Genomic DNA, 15,345 nt, shown 5'->3' with positions numbered 1-15,345 from the left:
CTGGGCCGGATCAGGCGGATTCGGCCAGGCCGCCGGACAGCCAGAGGTCCGCGAGTTCATCCAACGGCAGTTCGAGCACCCGGCTCACCGCCACCACCGTCCCGAAGGCGGGGGAGGGCAGCCGTCCGGTTTCGATCTTGCGCAACGTCTCCGGGGAGATGCCCGCCGCGCGGGCGACGTCGGCGAGATCGCGGCCTGCGCGTGCGGCCCGCAATCGGGCGCCGAGGCGTCGACCGGCCTCCACCTGGGCCGGAGTCAAGGGAAGTCGAACCATGCGACCACCCTACGGCTGGTATTTAAATACCGCAATCTGGTATTAAAATACCGATGATGTCGATGTGGAGGTCGTGATGGTCGAGTTGAAGTCGCCCGAGGAAATCGAGCGGATGGCGGTGACGGGGCGGTTCGTCGCCGAGACGCTGGCGGATCTGCGGGCCCGCGCCGCCGTCGGGGTGAATCTGCTGGAGCTGGAAGCGGTGGTGCGCGAGCGGATCCGGGAGCGCGGTGCGCAATCGTGCTACTGGGACTATGCGCCGTCCTTCGGTCGTGGACCGTTCCGCAATACCGTCTGCCTCTCGGTGAACGATGCGGTGCTGCACGGACTTCCGTTCGACTACGCCCTGCGCGACGGCGATGTGCTGAGCATGGACCTGGCCGTCTCTCTCGACGGCTGGGTCGCGGATTCGGCGACCACGGTGGTGGTCGGCACTGCCGCCGAGGAGGATCTGCGCCTGGTGCGGGCCACCGAGGAGGCGCTGGCCGCGGCCATCGAGGTGGCGTTGCCGGGCCATCGGATCGGCGATATCTCCGCGGCCGTCTCGGGGGTCGCATCCGCGTATGGATACCCGGTCAACACCGAGTTCGGCGGACACGGCCTCGGTCGTACCATGCACGAGGATCCACACGTGTCGAACGTCGGTCGTGCGGGGCGCGGCTATCGGCTGCGGCCCGGCCTGACCATCGCCATCGAACCGTGGTTCGCGCGCACCACCGATCGCATCGTCACCGATCCCGACGGATGGACCATCCGTTCGGCCGACGGATCGCGGACCGCGCATTCCGAACACACGGTGGCGATCACCGAGGACGGTCCGCGAGTGTTGACGCTGGCGGCGTGAGAGTTCGTTATGTCTCGGATCGGTGCAACCATTCGGTGAGCGTGGCGCTCGCATTCGTTTCGGTGGCCAGTGCCGCACGTTCTTCCTCGGTCAGCTCCACCGCGCGCAACGCCTCGCGATGGGCGGCCGCACGTTCCGTATCGCCCATGGCGACAGCGATTTCGGTGAGTGCCGCCCAGGCTCGGGCGACCTCGGTGGCGGGCGCGGTGGCGGCGTATCGGCGCAGTCCTACGTCGAGTACGCGGGTGGCGGTCGCGTCGTCGTTCTTGAAGTCTCGCAGGATTCGCGCATTGTCCAGCACTCGGGCCAAACCGGTCAGCGACTTGGAACCGCCGTATTCGAGTTCCATGGGTTCATCGTTCTGGATGAAGGTGACCCAGTTGCCATCCGGATCGATGACGCTGAACCGCGACTGACCGGGACGGAATCGGGTGATCCTCGGCTCGCCCTTGGCCGGAACCTTGCCGTAGTGCGCGCGCAGGGCGGCGCTGAACTCACGGTGCCGCTCGGCGATATCGTCGACCATGACCAGACATCCCGTCCAGCCCTCGAGTCCCGTTTCCTTGTTCGGCGGCGCGGCGAAATGCAGTCCGCATCCGTGGGCTTCGATTGCCCCGTACACGTAGGGGCGGGTCTGTTCGTAGACGACCTCGTAGCCGAGTGCTCGATAGAACTCGAGCGTTCGGGGCAGATCGACGGTCGGGAGCACGGGGACGGCGATATCGCCCATGGTTTGAGCCTCCGTAATCAAGTTTGACTACCGAAGCCTAGAATTCGGCGCGGGCGGAAGTCAAACTTGACTAGCGCGGTGCCGGTGAGCGGCGAGCAACGGTTCGGGACCCGTGCGGTGGCCTCCGGATCGTGGAGATCAAGTTTGACTACCATGCTGGGCGGTGGCGTGCGGTAGGAGCCGCGCCCGGCGAGGAGGAGAACGGTGTCGGCGGTGCGGCTGTTGATTCTCGGGGTGATGCGCAGGCAGCAGCCCACCCACGGGTACGCCGTCCGGCGGGAACTGCTGTCCTGGCGGGCCGAGACCTGGACCAATGTGAAGCCGGGATCGATCTATCACGGGCTCAAACAGCTCACCCAGGAGGGCAAACTGCGGGCTCTCGGCACCGAGGGCAGCACGCAGGGGCCGGGCCGAACCCTGTTCGAACTCACCGACGCCGGGGTGGACGAATTCCATCGGCTGATGGACGCGGCGCTGGTGAGCATCGATATGGAGGAGCTGGGCGCGGCCATCGCGTTCATGGACGCGTTGCCGCGCGCCCACGTCATCGAGAAGTTGCGCGAACAGCGCCGCCGCAGCAGCGAGGTCCGGGACGGGCTGCTCGGCATGATTCCGGAATTCCCCGGCCGTTACCACGCACCGCATGCCACCGACCTGCTGGAACTGTGGAGCGGGGTGTTCGAGAACCTGTCCGGCTGGACCTCGGGCGTGCTGACGCGGTTGGAGGCGGGCGAGTACCACATGGCCGATGACCGCTGACCGGCCTACGGTAGTGCCATGACCGATGCGCGCACAGCTGTCGACAAGGCCGATTACGTTTTGCTGACCACCTTCCGCAAGGACGGCACACCCGTCGGCACCCCGGTCTGGGCGGCTTCCGACGACGGAAAGGTGTTCGTCTGGACCGAAACCGACAGCTGGAAGGTCAAGCGGGTGCGCCGCAATCCGGCGGTCACTCTGCAACCGTGCAACTACAAGGGCACCCCGCGCGGCGAGATCATCGAAGGTACGGCCCGAGTCCTCGACGCCGCCGAAACCGAGAACGTCCGCCGCCTGCTACGCAAGAAGTACTTCATCCTCGGCCCCCTGGTCATCCTCGGCAGCACCCTGCGCCGCGGCAAGTCCGGCACCATCGGGATCGAGATCACCCCGGCGCAGTAGTCCGACGAATCCGCCGATCTGTCGGATCGATCGGATCCGCCGGTCATTGCTCAGCCGCGCGGGAAACAGGTTGTCGGCCAGGCGATATCGTCGATCGCCAGCCACGGCGCCCTGGCGACGGCGGCGGGAGTCATCGCGGTCAGCGCGGTGGTGCGACGATGCAGATGGGACTGGTCGGCGAAACCGGCCTCGGCGGCGGTATCGGCCGGTGGGAGCCCCGTCGCCAGGAGATGGGCGGCATGGTCGAAGCGGACGAGTTCGGACGCGTACTTGGGTGAGACCCCGAGATGCGTCCGGAAGCGAGACCACAGTCGCTGGCGGGTCCAGCCGGTCTCCGTGGCGAGAGCATCGATGCGGAGCATGCCCCTGGTACGGACGGTCTGGTGCCAGGCGTAGGTGATCTCGGGGGCGACGCCGGATCCGCACGGTATCCGGTTCCGCAGGAACGCGGCGGTGAGGGTGAACCGCCCGTCCCACGACGGCGTCGCACGAAGTCGCTCGATCAAGCGGACGGCACTGCTGTTCCACACATCAGCCAGCGGTGTCACACCACCGCCGATGATGGTGGTGTCGCGGAGAATCACCGCGGCGACGACGGGGGACATGCGGATCTGGAGGAGGTCACCCGCCCCGGCGCTGGTGATGCGGAACGCGCCGGACCGGAGGCCGACGATCGCGCTCCCCCTGATCGAGCGCCCGAGAACGTCATGGACGACACCGTGCTCGCTGAGATCCAGCAGAAGCGTGACCTTGGGATGCGGGATCGTCGTGATATCGACGGGAGCGAGGTGGTGGTACCGGAAACCCGCCATCCGGACTCCCGGACCAGAGGGTCGGACCGGGACGGCGATGTCGACCAGGCTCCAGTCCACTCCATCCGTTGCGGTCATCCGTCCAGGCTAACCGGAGCGGAACACCGTGACATTTGTTCAATACGGCGGGGTCCGTCAGCGACGAGGCTTGGAAGTATGAGCGAAGCGAGTCCCACCACCCGGACACACGAGGACAGGACGGTCGGCGGAGTGCACGTCGTCATCGACGGGAACCCGACGGCGCCACCCGTGGTGCTCGTGCACGGCTCGGGCGCATCCGGTTCGACGTGGGCGTCGGTGGTGCCGTCGCTCGCTCCACGGTATCGGGTGATCACGATCGACCTCCCCGGATGCGGTGGTTCCGAGCCCGTGCCGACCTACGACGTCGCGCAGCAGGCAGACCGGACGGCGGCGGCGTTGGACGAACTGGGTGTCCGATATCCGACGGTGGTCGGTCACTCCAGCGGAGGGTATGTCGCTACCGCCCTGGTGGAGCGTCGTCCCGACCTTGTCGGCGAGCTGATCCTGGTCAGCACGGGGCCGAGTCTGGCGGCCCTTCGCCCCGAGCCCGCGATCCTGCGGGTGCTCACCGCGCCGCCGTTCGGTCCGCTGGTGTGGGCGATCCGTACCGACTCGATGCTTCGCCGCGGATTGGCAGCGACCGCGGCCGCGCCGATCACGGTGTCCGACGAGATGCTGGCCGATACGCGAAGGACGTCGTATCGGGCGTTCCGCGCGATTCTCGCCGCCAACCGCGACTACATCGCCGCGCGAACCGTGCCCCAGCGCCTCGTCGACGCCGGTAAACCACCCCTGGTGATCTTCGGGGACAGCGACCCGCGCTGGGATCCGGCCTCGGCACACGAGTACGAGGTGGTGCCGGGTGCCGAGCTGAAATACCTTCCCGGAGTCGGGCATATGCCGATGCTCGAGGACAGCGACGCCCTCGCCCGTGCGATCCTCGACCGCGCGCCGTAGGCCTTCGGCTACGTCGCCTGGCTGACCGAGGACATGTGGAAGTCGGGGATGCGGAGCGGGGGCATGGCGGTGCGGGTGAACCAGTCCTTCCATTCGCGGGGGAGGGTGAGGGTGGTCGCGCCCGCTTCGGTGGCGCGGCGCAGGAGGTCGAGAGGGCTTTCGTTGAAGCGGAAGTTGTTGACTGCGGCGGTCACCTCGCCGTCCTCGACCAGATAGACGCCGTCGCGGGTGAGGCCGGTGAGCAGCAGCGTGGCGGGGTCGACCTCGCGGATGTACCAGAGGGTGGTGAGCAGCAGACCGCGTTCGGTGCGGGCGATCATCTCGTCGAGTGTGGCGCTGGAACCGCCGGTGAGCAGCAGATTCTCACCAGGAACGGTGGTGGGGGCATCGAATTCGGCGGCCGTGGCGCGCGGGTAGACCAGCGATTCGATCACGCCCTCGCGCAACCAGTCCACGCGTTGGGCGGGCAGGCCGTTGTCGAACACCGACAGCGCCTCCGAGGACGCGGGCGTCGCGACGAAGGGGCGGTACTCGAGCCCGCTCGCGCTCGGATCCGAATACAGCGTCAACGGAATGTCGGTGAGTCGCTCACCGATCCGGGTGCCACCGGGTCGCGACAACGCGGTATGGCCCTCGTGCGCGCCGCGGCCCTCCATCGTCCAGGCCAGATAGATCATCAGATCCGCCACCGCCGAGGGCGGCAACAGGGTCTCGTAGCGCCCGGCGGGCAATGCGACCCGCCGCGCCGACCAATCCAGCCGTCGCGACAGTTCCGCCAGCAGACCGGGCGTATCCACATCGGTGAAATCGCCGGTGCCGACACCCACCCAGGCGCTCGCCAGATCGGCGCCCGCGCCACGCTTTCCGTTGATCTCCACCGACCCGGTGGGCTGCACATAGCGCCGCCGCAGACCGGTGGACGTCCCGAGCCAGGTGGTGTGCATCTGATGATGCGCGAAGCCGTAGAGCGTATCGGCGCCGTCGAAACCCTCGGCCAGATCGGCGGCCACACCGGTGAACACCTCGATCCCGGTGCTGCCGGGCTCGCCCGCCCAGTCCTCGGGATCAGCGAAACCATCGGCCTCGAGCAGCGGCATCGCATCGCGCGCCGGTTCTGCGGTGCGGGCCGCCTCCTCGCTGGCGCGCACCACGGCCTCGATATCGGCGCCGTCGACGCTGGTGGCGGTGACACTGCCGACGCGCGCCGCGTTCGGGCCCTCCCGGAACACCGACACCATCGCCCACTGCCGCGAGACCGACGACCCGTTGGTGGTCATCGAATTGCCCGCCCAACGCAGCGACGCCTCGTGCGCATCGGTGACGATGACCATCGCCTCATCCGCCCTCGACAGGGCCAATGCCTGTTCGACGGCCGCCCCACCCGGCAGAATCGCCGCGCCGGTCACCTTCACTGCCCCGCCTCCGTCCGCGTGTTGAGAACATTGATGCCGCGCACCAGGATCGACGGGCAGCCATGACTGACCGCCGCCACCTGCCCCGGCTGCGCCTTACCGCAGTTGAACGCGCCACCGAGCTGCCAGGTGGACGGGCCGCCCACCGCTTCCATCGCGCCCCAGAAATCGGTGGTGGTGGCCTGATAGGCGACATCGCGCAGCTGCCCGTCGAGCTTGCCGTCGCGGATGCGGAAGAACCGCTGCCCGGTGAACTGGAAGTTGTAGCGCTGCATATCGATCGACCAGGACTTGTCGCCGACGATGTAGATGCCGTCCTCGACCCGGGAGATCAACTCCTCGGTGCTGGTGTCGCGCCGCGGGTCCGGCTGCAATGACACATTGGCCATCCGCTGGATCGGCACATGATGCGGCGAATCCGCATACGAGCAGCCGTTGGAACGCTCGAGCCCCAGCCGCGGCGCGAACACCCGATCGAGCTGGTAGCCGACGAGCACGCCCTCGCGCACCAGATCCCAGCGCTGTCCGGCGACTCCTTCGTCGTCGTAGCCGACGGTGGCCAGACCGTGCGCTTCGGTGCGGTCGCCGGTGACGTGCATGATCGGACTGCCGTAGCGCAGCGAGCCGAGGAGATCGGGGGTGGCGAAGGAGGTGCCCGCATAGGCGGATTCGTAGCCGATGGCGCGGTCGTATTCGGTGGCATGGCCGATGGACTCGTGGATGGTGAGCCACAGATTGGTCGGATCGATGACCAGATCGGTGGGCCCGGCCACGACGCTCGGCGCCTTCACCTTCTCGGCCAGCCATTCCGGCATCCGCGCGAGTTCACCGCCCCAGTCCCAGATTCCGTCGGCGCCGGTGACGTACTCCCAGCCGCGACCGGCCGGTGCGGCCAGCGTCCGCATCGTCTCGAACACCCCCGCCGCCGAGTCGACGGTGATCGCCTCGAGCTGCGGATGCAACCGGACCCGCTGCTGGATGATCGAGGAACCGGCGGTGTCGGCGTAGTAGGTCTGCTCCTTGACCTGGAGCACCGATGCCGTCACATGATCGACGCCGTCGGCGCTCGACAACCGCTGTGAATATTCGTGGAGCAGCGCCACTTTGTCGGCCGTGGGCACCGTGAACGGATCGATCTCGTAGGCCGACACCCAGCGCGCGCCGTCGTAGCGGGGTTCGGCGGCCAGTTCGACGCGTTCCCGGTTGAGCGCGCGCAAGGTGGTCGCCACGGTGACCGCGCGCCGCGCGACCTCGGCGGCGGACTGTGCGGTGAGTGCGGCGTGGGAGGCGAAACCCCAGGTGCCGTCGACGATCACCCGCACCGCGAGTCCGAGTTCGGCGGAATCGGTGACCGATTCCACCCGCCCGTCACGTAATCGGATGGACTGGGTGACCAGCCGGTGCACACGCAGATCGGCGTGCGAGGCGCCCGCCGCGGTCGCGGCCGAGAGCGCGGCGTCGGCCAGGCTCGCCAAGGGCAGCGACGCGAATTCGGCGTCGACGCCGTGGCCGGCCCGGCCCGATCCTGTGCCATCTTCGGAAGTCGCGATGCTCACCCAGCACACCGTAGTCGCTGCCACCGACTCCCCGCCGCCGAATACTTCCCGCGCGCAGTCGTATCGAACCGTGACGCGGCGCTCGCGCCTACCACGCCCGCGCGAGCGGATGTCGTACTGTGCCCGCGTGCCGCCTTCCGCTCTCCGCGATCGCAAACGAGAACGTACCCGTCGCGCGCTGCTCGCCGCCGCTGTCGAATTGTTCGAGACCAGAGGCTATGAGGAAACGACCGTGGCCGATATCGCCGCGGCCGCCGAGGTGGGCACCCGCACCTTCTTCAACTATTTCGCCAGTAAAGAGGAGCTGCTGTTTCCTGAACCCGATGATCGGGTCAGGGCCGCGGTGGTCGCGATCGCCGGACGGCGGCCGGGGGAGCGGCCCGTCGAGGTGTTACTCCGCGCGTTACGCGCGGCCGGGGACAACCCCGGTGAGCATCTGATCGACGATCTCGCCGCGCGCATCGCGGCGCTGCGGGCGCAGGTCTCGCGCACCGTGCCCGCGGTGAGTGGCCGCGCCGCGCATGCGCAACTGCTCGCGCAGCGCGAGATCGCCAGGCAGTTACATGCCGCGTTCCCGGCCGAATTCGACGAGGTCGGCGCCGCCGCGCTGGTGGGGGCCGTGGTCGGCGCGGTGTCCGGTGCGTTGACGGTGCTGTTCCAGGGCCCACAGATCGGCATCGATGACGGTGAACGTCTACAGCGCAAGATCCACGAAACGACCTCCGAGGTACTGCGCCCCTGGCTCGCCCGGGTCTGAGCCCACTCAGCCGAACTGCTGCCAGCCCAGCCGCACCACCATCGCGATCACCACCACCAGCAGAACGACGCGGACGAATTCCGCGCCCCGGCTCAACGCCATCCGCGAGCCCACCACCGCGCCCGCGATATTGCCCACCGCCATCGCCGCGCCCAGGGCCCACAGAATGTGCCCGGTCGCGCCGAAGAAGAGCAGCGCCCCCACATTCGACCCGCAGTTGATCACCTTGGCCATGGCCGCGGCGCGAACGAATTCGGTGCCGAGCAAGGTGGCGAAGGTGATGATCAGGAACGTGCCGGTGCCCGGCCCGAGCAGCCCGTCGTAGAACCCGATCAGCCCGGCGGCCAACGCCACCACCAGGATGAACTTACGTCGGGTCGGCGCATGGCTGGCCAGCGTGACCCCCACCGACGGGCGCGCGGTGACGAAGATCGCCACCCCCACCAGCACCACGAGCACGATCGGAATGAACAGATCCCGATCGATCAGCGAGACCGCCGCCGCACCGGCCGCCGCCGTCACGGCCGCGACGAGTGCGGCCGGTAGCAGCACCCGCCAGCGGATCGGCACTTTGCGGGAGAAGGTCACCACCGCCGCGGTCGTCCCCGCCACCGCCGACAGTTTGTTGGTTCCCAGAGCTGTTTGCGGCGCGATTCCCGGCGCCACCAGCAGCAGGGTCGGCAATACGATCAGGCCGCCGCCGCCGACCACGGCGTCCACCCATCCGGCCGCCGTCGCCGCGGTCAGCAGGACCGCCCAGTCGGTGATATCCACGGAGGCAAGACAACCAGGGACAGCGCGCGACCGCCCGTGCGGGGCGGCGCGAACGCGCCGTGCCGGGTCGGTGCCGAGCGCACCCTTACGCTGAACGGCGTGCGCAGGTTCAGTCTGTGGCTTCGCGGTAAGCCGATCGTCGCCGATTCGATGCTGGCGGGGATGCTGCTGGTCTTCGACGTCCTCGGCGTATCCGCCGCACACAACAAGGCCTCCTATCTCGCCCTGTCGGTGCTGCTGCCGTTGCCGATGATCCTGCGCCGGGTCTACCCGCGGTGGATGGCGGCGGCCATGCTCGTGCTGTCGATCACCGCCACCGCGGTCGCCTATCTGACCGACGAGGAATCCGAGCACGTCGCGCTGCTCGGGCTCGGCATCATGCTCTACACCCTGGTTGCCTATGTCGGGCGGCGCGAGGGTCTGCTGCTGCTGGCCGGTCTGGTGGTGGATACGGCGCTGTCCATGCTGGCGACCGGTTTCCCGGCCGGCACGGATCTGGCCTTCGTCGTCGTGCTGTACGCCCTGTGCTGGACCCTCGCCGAGTTCGTCGGCGCACGCCACGCCTACGACACCGAGGTCGCCGCCCGCCTCGCGGTCGCCGACTACGACCGGGAACGCCGAGCCCATGACGCGGTCTCGGCCGAACGCACCCGGATCGCCAGGGAACTCCACGATGTGGTGGCCCACGCGGTGAGCGTCATCATCGTGCAGGCCGACGGCGCGCGATACGCGCTGCGCCACGATCCCGATGTGGCCGCGCAGGCCGTCACCACCATCGCCGCGACCGGACGCGAGGCGCTGCGCGAACTGCGCCGCACCGTCGCGCTGCTGCGCACCGAGCATGCCCCCGACCAACTGCCCCAGCACGGCACCGCGGGGCTGGCCAAGGTGGTGGAGATGATGCGCGGCACCGGTCTCGCGGTCGAACTGGAGCTGACCGGCGAACTCGACGACATCGCCCCGGAGATCAGCCTCGGCGTGCACCGCATCGTGCAGGAATCGCTGACCAACACCCTGCGCCATGCGGGCGCCCACCCCAAGGCCTGGGTGCGCGTGCACCGACGTGACGACGACGTCCTGATCGAGGTGACCGATACCGGCGGCGTGCCCGTACAGGAACCGGCCAACCGCATCACCGGCAGCGGCCTCGGCCTGGCCGGGATGCGCGAGCGGGTCGCCGTCCTCGGCGGAACCATGGACGCCGGGCGCGTGGCCGACGGCTCCTGGCGGGTGCGGGCCACCATTCCGCTACAGCAACCCGACTGACGCGATCCGCCCGCGCGAGGGCCGCCGCGACCACGCCGGTACGGGCACTACGCTGTGGTGCGTGCCGATCACCGTTCTCGTCGTCGACGACCAGGAACTCATGCGCATGGGGCTGAAAATGGTGCTCGGCGCCCACCCCGACATCGAGGTGATCGGTGAAGCGGCCAACGGCGCACTCGCGGTCACCCAGGCGAGCGAACTGAAACCCGACGTGGTGCTGATGGATGTGCGGATGCCCGTCGTCGACGGTGTCACCGCCACCACCCAGATCGTCGAAGCGGGCCACGGCAGCCGCGTCCTGGTGATGACCACCTTCGATCTGGACGAGCACGCGCTGGGGGCGCTGCGCGCCGGAGCCAGCGGGTTCCTGCTCAAGGACACCCCACCCGAGGACCTGATCTCGGCCATCCGCAGTGTCGCCGCCGGTGACGCGGTGGTCTCACCCAAGGTCACCAAACGCCTGCTCGACCGCATGATCAGCGAGGATCCGGGCCGTATCCGGGATCCCGGTGTGCTCGAGGTGCTCACCGCACGCGAACGCGAGGTGCTCGAACAGATCGCCGCCGGGCGCTCCAACGCCGAGATCGCCGCCCAGTTGTATCTGTCGGAGGCGACGGTGAAAACGCACGTCGGACGGGTACTGACCAAACTGGGCCTGCGCGATCGCGTGCAGGCGGTGGTGCTGGCCTACGAAACCGGGCTGGTGCGTCCCGGCGGGTGAGTTCGGCAACGGTTCGGTCGCGGCGGGAGAAAATCCGGGCACGCGCACGTTGACGGGGTAGATCGTCCGGAAGGAACGTCATGCCCGCTGTTGTATTCCTCGCCTACCTCGTCGTCGAGATCGCCGCGTTCGTCGGTGTCGCGCAGCTGATCGGCGTGATGCCCGCCATCCTCGTGCTGATCGCATGCTCGGCGGCGGGCATGCTGCTCATCGGTTCGCAGGGACGCCGGGTCTTCGAGCAGTTCCGCCGGGCCGGGCGCGGTGAGATCACCCCTGGCACCGCCGTCGCCGACGGCGCGCTGGTCGCCACGGGCAGCGTCCTGATGTTCGTACCGGGCCTGGTCACCTCGGCGTTCGGTCTGCTGCTGCTCCTGCCGCCAACCCGGGCGCTGGTACGTCCACTGGTGGCGGCGGTCACCGCGCGCCGGATGGCAAGGGTGGCCGCCCGCATGCCCTATCGGGGTGTGGTCATCGACGGCGACGATGTGGTCGACGGAGTCGTGGTCACCGAGTGGTACGACGATCCGCGGCCGAGCACCCGGCCCGCCATCGACGGCGCCTGAACACGATCCGCGGTCGGTTCCCTGGCGTGATCGGCGCCGCACCCGCCGGTGCCCTGGTACGGATACGGCACTGGCAGACTGGTCGATCGTGAGTACCCAGTTGCTGGTCGGCGGTCGTATCTACAGTTCCAGTTCCCCGGACGCGACCGCGATGGCGGTCACCGACGGCACCGTGGTGTGGCTCGGCGCCGACCGGGTGGGTCGCGCACTGCATCCCGATGCCGAGATCATCGATCTGGACGGCGCTTTCGTCGCACCGGCCTTCGTGGAACCACATCTGCACACCACCGCACTCGGCCTGCAACTGACCGGACTCGACCTGTCCGCCGCGCGGTCGCTCGACCACTGCCTGGAGCTGCTCACCACCTTCGCGGCCGCCCGACCCGGCGCGGTGATCATCGGTGACGGCTGGGACGAGACACGCTGGCCGGAGCAGCGGCCGCCGTCGTCGGCCGATATCGATACCGCGCTCGGCGCCGACCTCGGCCGGCACGTCTACCTGTCCCGCATCGACGCCCATTCCGCCGTCGTGTCCACCGCCGTCCTCGACGCCGTACCGGATCTGACCGCGGCGACCGGATTCAGTCGAAGCGAACCGCTGCGCGCACAGGCCCACCACCTGGTGCGGGCTGCCACACTCGCCGCGCTCGACCGGCAGCAGCGCGACGCCGCCCGCCGCGCCGCGCTCGATCATGCCGCCGCCCACGGCATCGCCGCGGTGCACGAATGCGCGGGCCCGGAGATCTCCGGGGTGACCGACCTGCGGGAACTGCTCGCCTTCGACCACGGCGTCGAGGTCCGCGCGAACTGGGGTCAGGCGGTGCGCAGCGCCGAAGAGGCGCGCTCGCTGGTCGCCGAACTGGGTGTGCACGCCCTGGCCGGAGATCTGTTCGTGGACGGTTCGCTCGGTTCACGCACCGCGTGGTTGCGCGAACCCTACGCCGACGCGGAAGGTACCGGTTTCGGCTATCTGGACGCCGAGGCCGTCGCCGCGCATGTGCGCGCCTGCACCGAGGCCGGGATCCAGGCCGGATTCCATGTCATCGGCGATGCCGCGATGGACGCCGTCGTCGCCGGATTCGGTGCGGTCGTCGACGAGGTGGGCGGCCCGGCCGTCGCCGCGCGCGGCCATCGGATCGAGCATGCGGAGATGATCGACGCCGACCAGATCGGCAAACTCGCCACCTGGGGTGTCATCGCGAGCGTGCAACCCGCGTTCGACGCCGCCTGGGGCGGCACCGACGGCATGTACGCGGCCCGCCTCGGCGCGGAGCGGGCCGCGCGACTCAACCCGTTCGCCGCCATGGCCTCGGCCGGTATCTCGCTGGCCATCGGCTCGGACGCGCCGGTCACCGCGCTCGACCCGTGGGCCGCGGTCCGTGCCGCCGCCGAACACCGCACCCCCGGCCACGGCCTGTCCCCGCGCGCGGCGTTCGCCGCGGCCACCAGGGGTGCATGGCGAGCCGGTGGTGTCCGCGACGGTGTCGCGGGCACGCTGGTGCCGGGTGCGCCCGCCTCGTATGCGGTCTGGGAAGCCGGTGATCTCGTGGTCGCCGCGGCCGCCGATTCCGTGCAGCGCTGGTCGACCGATCCGCGGTCGCGGGTTCCCGGCCTGCCGTCACTGGCCCCCGAGGACACGCTGCCGCGCTGCCTGCGCACCGTGCACCGGGGAGTGACCATTCATGGCGGCTGAGTCCGCTGGTCCGCGGTCCCGCCTGGCGGCCTTCGCGGGCGGCCATCCGGTGCTGATCCGCGCGGTGACGGCCGTCGTCGCCGGTGTGCTGCTGTTCGGCAGCTTCCCACCGCGACCGTGGTGGTTCCTCGCGCCCGTCGGTATCGCCCTGCTCACGCTGAGCGTGCGCGGCGCCGGAAAACTGCGCGGCGGTTTCGGCTACGGGCTGCTCGCCGGTCTCGGGTTCTTCCTGCCGCTGCTGCCGTGGACCGGCATCTATGTCGGTCCGGTGCCGTGGCTGGCCCTGTCGACGGCGTGTGCGGTGTACATCGGTCTGTTCGGGCTGATGGCGCGGCTGCTCGGCACGCTGCCCGGATGGCCGCTGTGGATCGCGCTGGCCTGGACCACGGCCGAATGGGGTCGGTCCAGTTTCCCCTTCGGCGGATTCCCGTGGGGCAAACTGGCTTTCGGTCAGGCCGACGGCTGGTTGCTGCCGCTCGCGGCCTACGGTGGCGCACCACTGGTCGGCTTCGCGGTCGCGTTGACCGGGACCGGAATCGCGGCGCTGGTCGTCGCGGTCCGGCGGCCCGGCGGCACGGTCGCGGTGACCGACGCTGCCAACGGTCCGGCCGACAGGGGCATCGAGACCTGCACCGGCACCGGCACCGATTCTGTGGATGTGCCCAGCGGATCGGAGAACCGCCCCGACGACAACGCCCGGTCCAGTACCCCTCCCGGCACCCGCCGCGCGGTACTCGCCGCGGTGCTCGTCCTCGCGGTCATGCCCGTGGCGGGTCTGGCGCTGCGCCCCACCCTGCCCGGCCCGGACGACGGCGACGCCACTCTCACCGTGGCCGCCATCCAGGGCAGCGTCCCCCGGCTCGGCCTGGAGTTCAACGCACAGCGCCGTGCCGTACTCGACAACCACGCCCGCCGCACCGAACAACTCGCCGATGAGGTGGCCGCCGGTCGCGCGCCGCAGCCGGATCTGGTGATCTGGCCGGAGAACTCCTCCGATATCGACCCGCTGCGCAATGCCGACGCGGCCTCGATCATCACCCGCGCCGCCCGCCGCGTCGGCGCCCCGATCCTGATCGGCGCGGTGCTGGTCAACGACGACCGCACCACCACCAACTCGATGATGGTGTGGTCGGAGGAGGCCGGTCCCGGCCCACGGCACGACAAGCGCATCATCCAGCCGTTCGGCGAGTATCTGCCGATGCGCGGGTTCTTCCGGCTGTTCTCCGATTACGCCGACCGGGCCGGATACTTCGTGCCCGGCCACGGCGACGGTACCGTGGCCGTCGCGGGTATCGATCTCGGCGTGGCCACCTGCTACGAGGTCGCCTTCGACCGCGCGTTCCGCGATTCCATGAGCGCGGGCGCGCAGTTGCTGACGGTGCCGACCAACAACGCGACGTTCGGCGACAGCGAGATGACCTATCAACAGCTGGCCATGTCCCGGGTGCGGGCGGTGGAACACGGACGCGCGCTCGTCGTCGCGGCGACCTCCGGGGTCAGCGCCATCATCACCGCCGACGGCGCGGTGCGGCAGCAGACCGAATTGTTCGTGCCCGCCGCCTTGGTCGCCGACCTCCCGCTGCGGGATTCGACGACACCGGCCACCCGGCTCGGCGCCGCACCCGAATGGCTCGCGATCATCCTCACCGCGGGCGCGTTGACCATCGCGGCAATCCGCCGGCGAACCCGGCGCCGGAACGAGCCGACCGAGCAGGCTTCCGTGCCCGGCGTAACAGCGCAGCCGTCCGCCTGAAACGTCATCCGCTAACCGGACGTCCGTTATCTGTCCGGTTCGAGCGGGCGC

General features: G+C 69.3%; 16 protein-coding genes. 10 read left to right on the top strand and 6 right to left on the bottom strand.

The genetic code is table 11. From position 1 onward, the window contains the following. Nucleotides 1-10: 10 nt before the first annotated feature. Nucleotides 11-274: a helix-turn-helix transcriptional regulator gene (locus QH168_RS23735; protein WP_280236992.1), complete on the bottom strand. Its 264-nt coding sequence runs from the start codon at nucleotides 272-274 to the stop codon at nucleotides 11-13. Between the two features lie 76 nt (nucleotides 275-350). Here QH168_RS23735 and map point away from each other — a divergent pair, with 76 nt between their 5' ends. Next, nucleotides 351-1,118 (top strand): type I methionyl aminopeptidase, encoded by a 768-nt coding sequence (gene map, locus QH168_RS23730; RefSeq protein WP_280236991.1) that lies wholly within the window; start codon nucleotides 351-353, stop codon nucleotides 1,116-1,118. 7 nt (nucleotides 1,119-1,125) lie between these two features. Here the strand turns inward: map and QH168_RS23725 are convergent, their stop codons facing one another. Further along, a complete protein-coding gene (locus QH168_RS23725) occupies nucleotides 1,126-1,848 on the bottom strand; it encodes a VOC family protein (protein ID WP_280236990.1) in 723 nt (240 codons plus the stop codon). Between the two features lie 204 nt (nucleotides 1,849-2,052). On the opposite strand from QH168_RS23725, the gene QH168_RS23720 reads away from it, so the two are divergent. Continuing rightward, nucleotides 2,053-2,607 carry a PadR family transcriptional regulator gene (locus QH168_RS23720; RefSeq protein WP_280236989.1) on the top strand — a complete coding sequence of 185 codons (555 nt, stop codon included), beginning with the start codon at nucleotides 2,053-2,055 and terminating at the stop codon, nucleotides 2,605-2,607. Nucleotides 2,608-2,625: 18 nt separating this feature from the next. Continuing rightward, nucleotides 2,626-3,009, top strand: a complete 384-nt coding sequence (locus QH168_RS23715; protein ID WP_280236988.1) for a PPOX class F420-dependent oxidoreductase — start codon at nucleotides 2,626-2,628, stop codon at nucleotides 3,007-3,009. Nucleotides 3,010-3,059: 50 nt separating this feature from the next. Here QH168_RS23715 and QH168_RS23710 read toward each other — a convergent pair whose 3' ends face one another. After that, the gene (locus tag QH168_RS23710; protein ID WP_280236987.1) at nucleotides 3,060-3,899 is read right to left on the bottom strand and encodes an AraC family transcriptional regulator; all 840 of its coding nucleotides are present in this window, start codon (nucleotides 3,897-3,899) and stop codon (nucleotides 3,060-3,062) included. Between the two features lie 78 nt (nucleotides 3,900-3,977). Here QH168_RS23710 and QH168_RS23705 point away from each other — a divergent pair, with 78 nt between their 5' ends. Further along, nucleotides 3,978-4,799, top strand: a complete 822-nt coding sequence (locus QH168_RS23705; RefSeq protein WP_280236986.1) for an alpha/beta fold hydrolase — start codon at nucleotides 3,978-3,980, stop codon at nucleotides 4,797-4,799. Nucleotides 4,800-4,807: 8 nt separating this feature from the next. On the opposite strand, the gene QH168_RS23700 is transcribed toward QH168_RS23705, so the two are convergent. Together QH168_RS23700 and QH168_RS23695 are read right to left on the bottom strand one after the other, a co-directional pair. Continuing rightward, a complete protein-coding gene (locus QH168_RS23700; RefSeq protein ID WP_280468297.1) occupies nucleotides 4,808-6,130 on the bottom strand; it encodes a metallopeptidase TldD-related protein in 1,323 nt (440 codons plus the stop codon). Nucleotides 6,131-6,207: 77 nt separating this feature from the next. Further along, on the bottom strand, nucleotides 6,208-7,767 hold the full coding sequence (locus QH168_RS23695) for a TldD/PmbA family protein (protein ID WP_280236985.1): 1,560 nt from the start codon (nucleotides 7,765-7,767) through the stop codon (nucleotides 6,208-6,210). Nucleotides 7,768-7,894: 127 nt separating this feature from the next. Here QH168_RS23695 and QH168_RS23690 point away from each other — a divergent pair, with 127 nt between their 5' ends. Continuing rightward, nucleotides 7,895-8,524 carry a TetR/AcrR family transcriptional regulator gene (locus QH168_RS23690; RefSeq protein WP_280236984.1) on the top strand — a complete coding sequence of 210 codons (630 nt, stop codon included), beginning with the start codon at nucleotides 7,895-7,897 and terminating at the stop codon, nucleotides 8,522-8,524. 6 nt (nucleotides 8,525-8,530) lie between these two features. Here the strand turns inward: QH168_RS23690 and QH168_RS23685 are convergent, their stop codons facing one another. Continuing rightward, the gene (locus QH168_RS23685; RefSeq protein ID WP_280236983.1) at nucleotides 8,531-9,298 is read right to left on the bottom strand and encodes a TSUP family transporter; all 768 of its coding nucleotides are present in this window, start codon (nucleotides 9,296-9,298) and stop codon (nucleotides 8,531-8,533) included. Between the two features lie 99 nt (nucleotides 9,299-9,397). Here QH168_RS23685 and QH168_RS23680 point away from each other — a divergent pair, with 99 nt between their 5' ends. The 5 genes from QH168_RS23680 (at nucleotide 9,398) to lnt (ending at nucleotide 15,294) form a co-directional block, all read left to right on the top strand. Further along, on the top strand, nucleotides 9,398-10,564 hold the full coding sequence (locus QH168_RS23680) for a sensor histidine kinase (RefSeq protein ID WP_280236982.1): 1,167 nt from the start codon (nucleotides 9,398-9,400) through the stop codon (nucleotides 10,562-10,564). A 61-nt stretch (nucleotides 10,565-10,625) separates the two neighbouring features. Beyond that, complete coding sequence (locus QH168_RS23675) at nucleotides 10,626-11,285, top strand: response regulator transcription factor (RefSeq protein WP_280236981.1); 660 nt, start codon at nucleotides 10,626-10,628, stop codon at nucleotides 11,283-11,285. An 80-nt stretch (nucleotides 11,286-11,365) separates the two neighbouring features. Next, on the top strand, nucleotides 11,366-11,848 hold the full coding sequence (locus tag QH168_RS23670) for an FxsA family protein (protein WP_280236980.1): 483 nt from the start codon (nucleotides 11,366-11,368) through the stop codon (nucleotides 11,846-11,848). An 88-nt stretch (nucleotides 11,849-11,936) separates the two neighbouring features. After that, nucleotides 11,937-13,541, top strand: coding sequence for an amidohydrolase (locus QH168_RS23665; RefSeq protein ID WP_280236979.1), 1,605 nt, complete (start codon nucleotides 11,937-11,939; stop codon nucleotides 13,539-13,541). Further along, on the top strand, nucleotides 13,531-15,294 hold the full coding sequence (gene lnt / locus QH168_RS23660; protein ID WP_280236978.1) for an apolipoprotein N-acyltransferase: 1,764 nt from the start codon (nucleotides 13,531-13,533) through the stop codon (nucleotides 15,292-15,294). Before QH168_RS23665 ends, lnt begins: the two co-directional genes overlap by 11 nt. The last annotated feature ends 51 nt before the right edge of the window (nucleotides 15,295-15,345 follow it).

Origin of the sequence: Nocardia cyriacigeorgica (genome assembly GCF_029868385.1) — a bacterium.
Classification (GTDB): Bacteria; Actinomycetota; Actinomycetes; order Mycobacteriales; family Mycobacteriaceae; genus Nocardia; species Nocardia cyriacigeorgica_F.
Note: the sequence above shows the minus strand (reverse complement) of the source record. Positions and strands in the feature narration are given on the sequence as shown.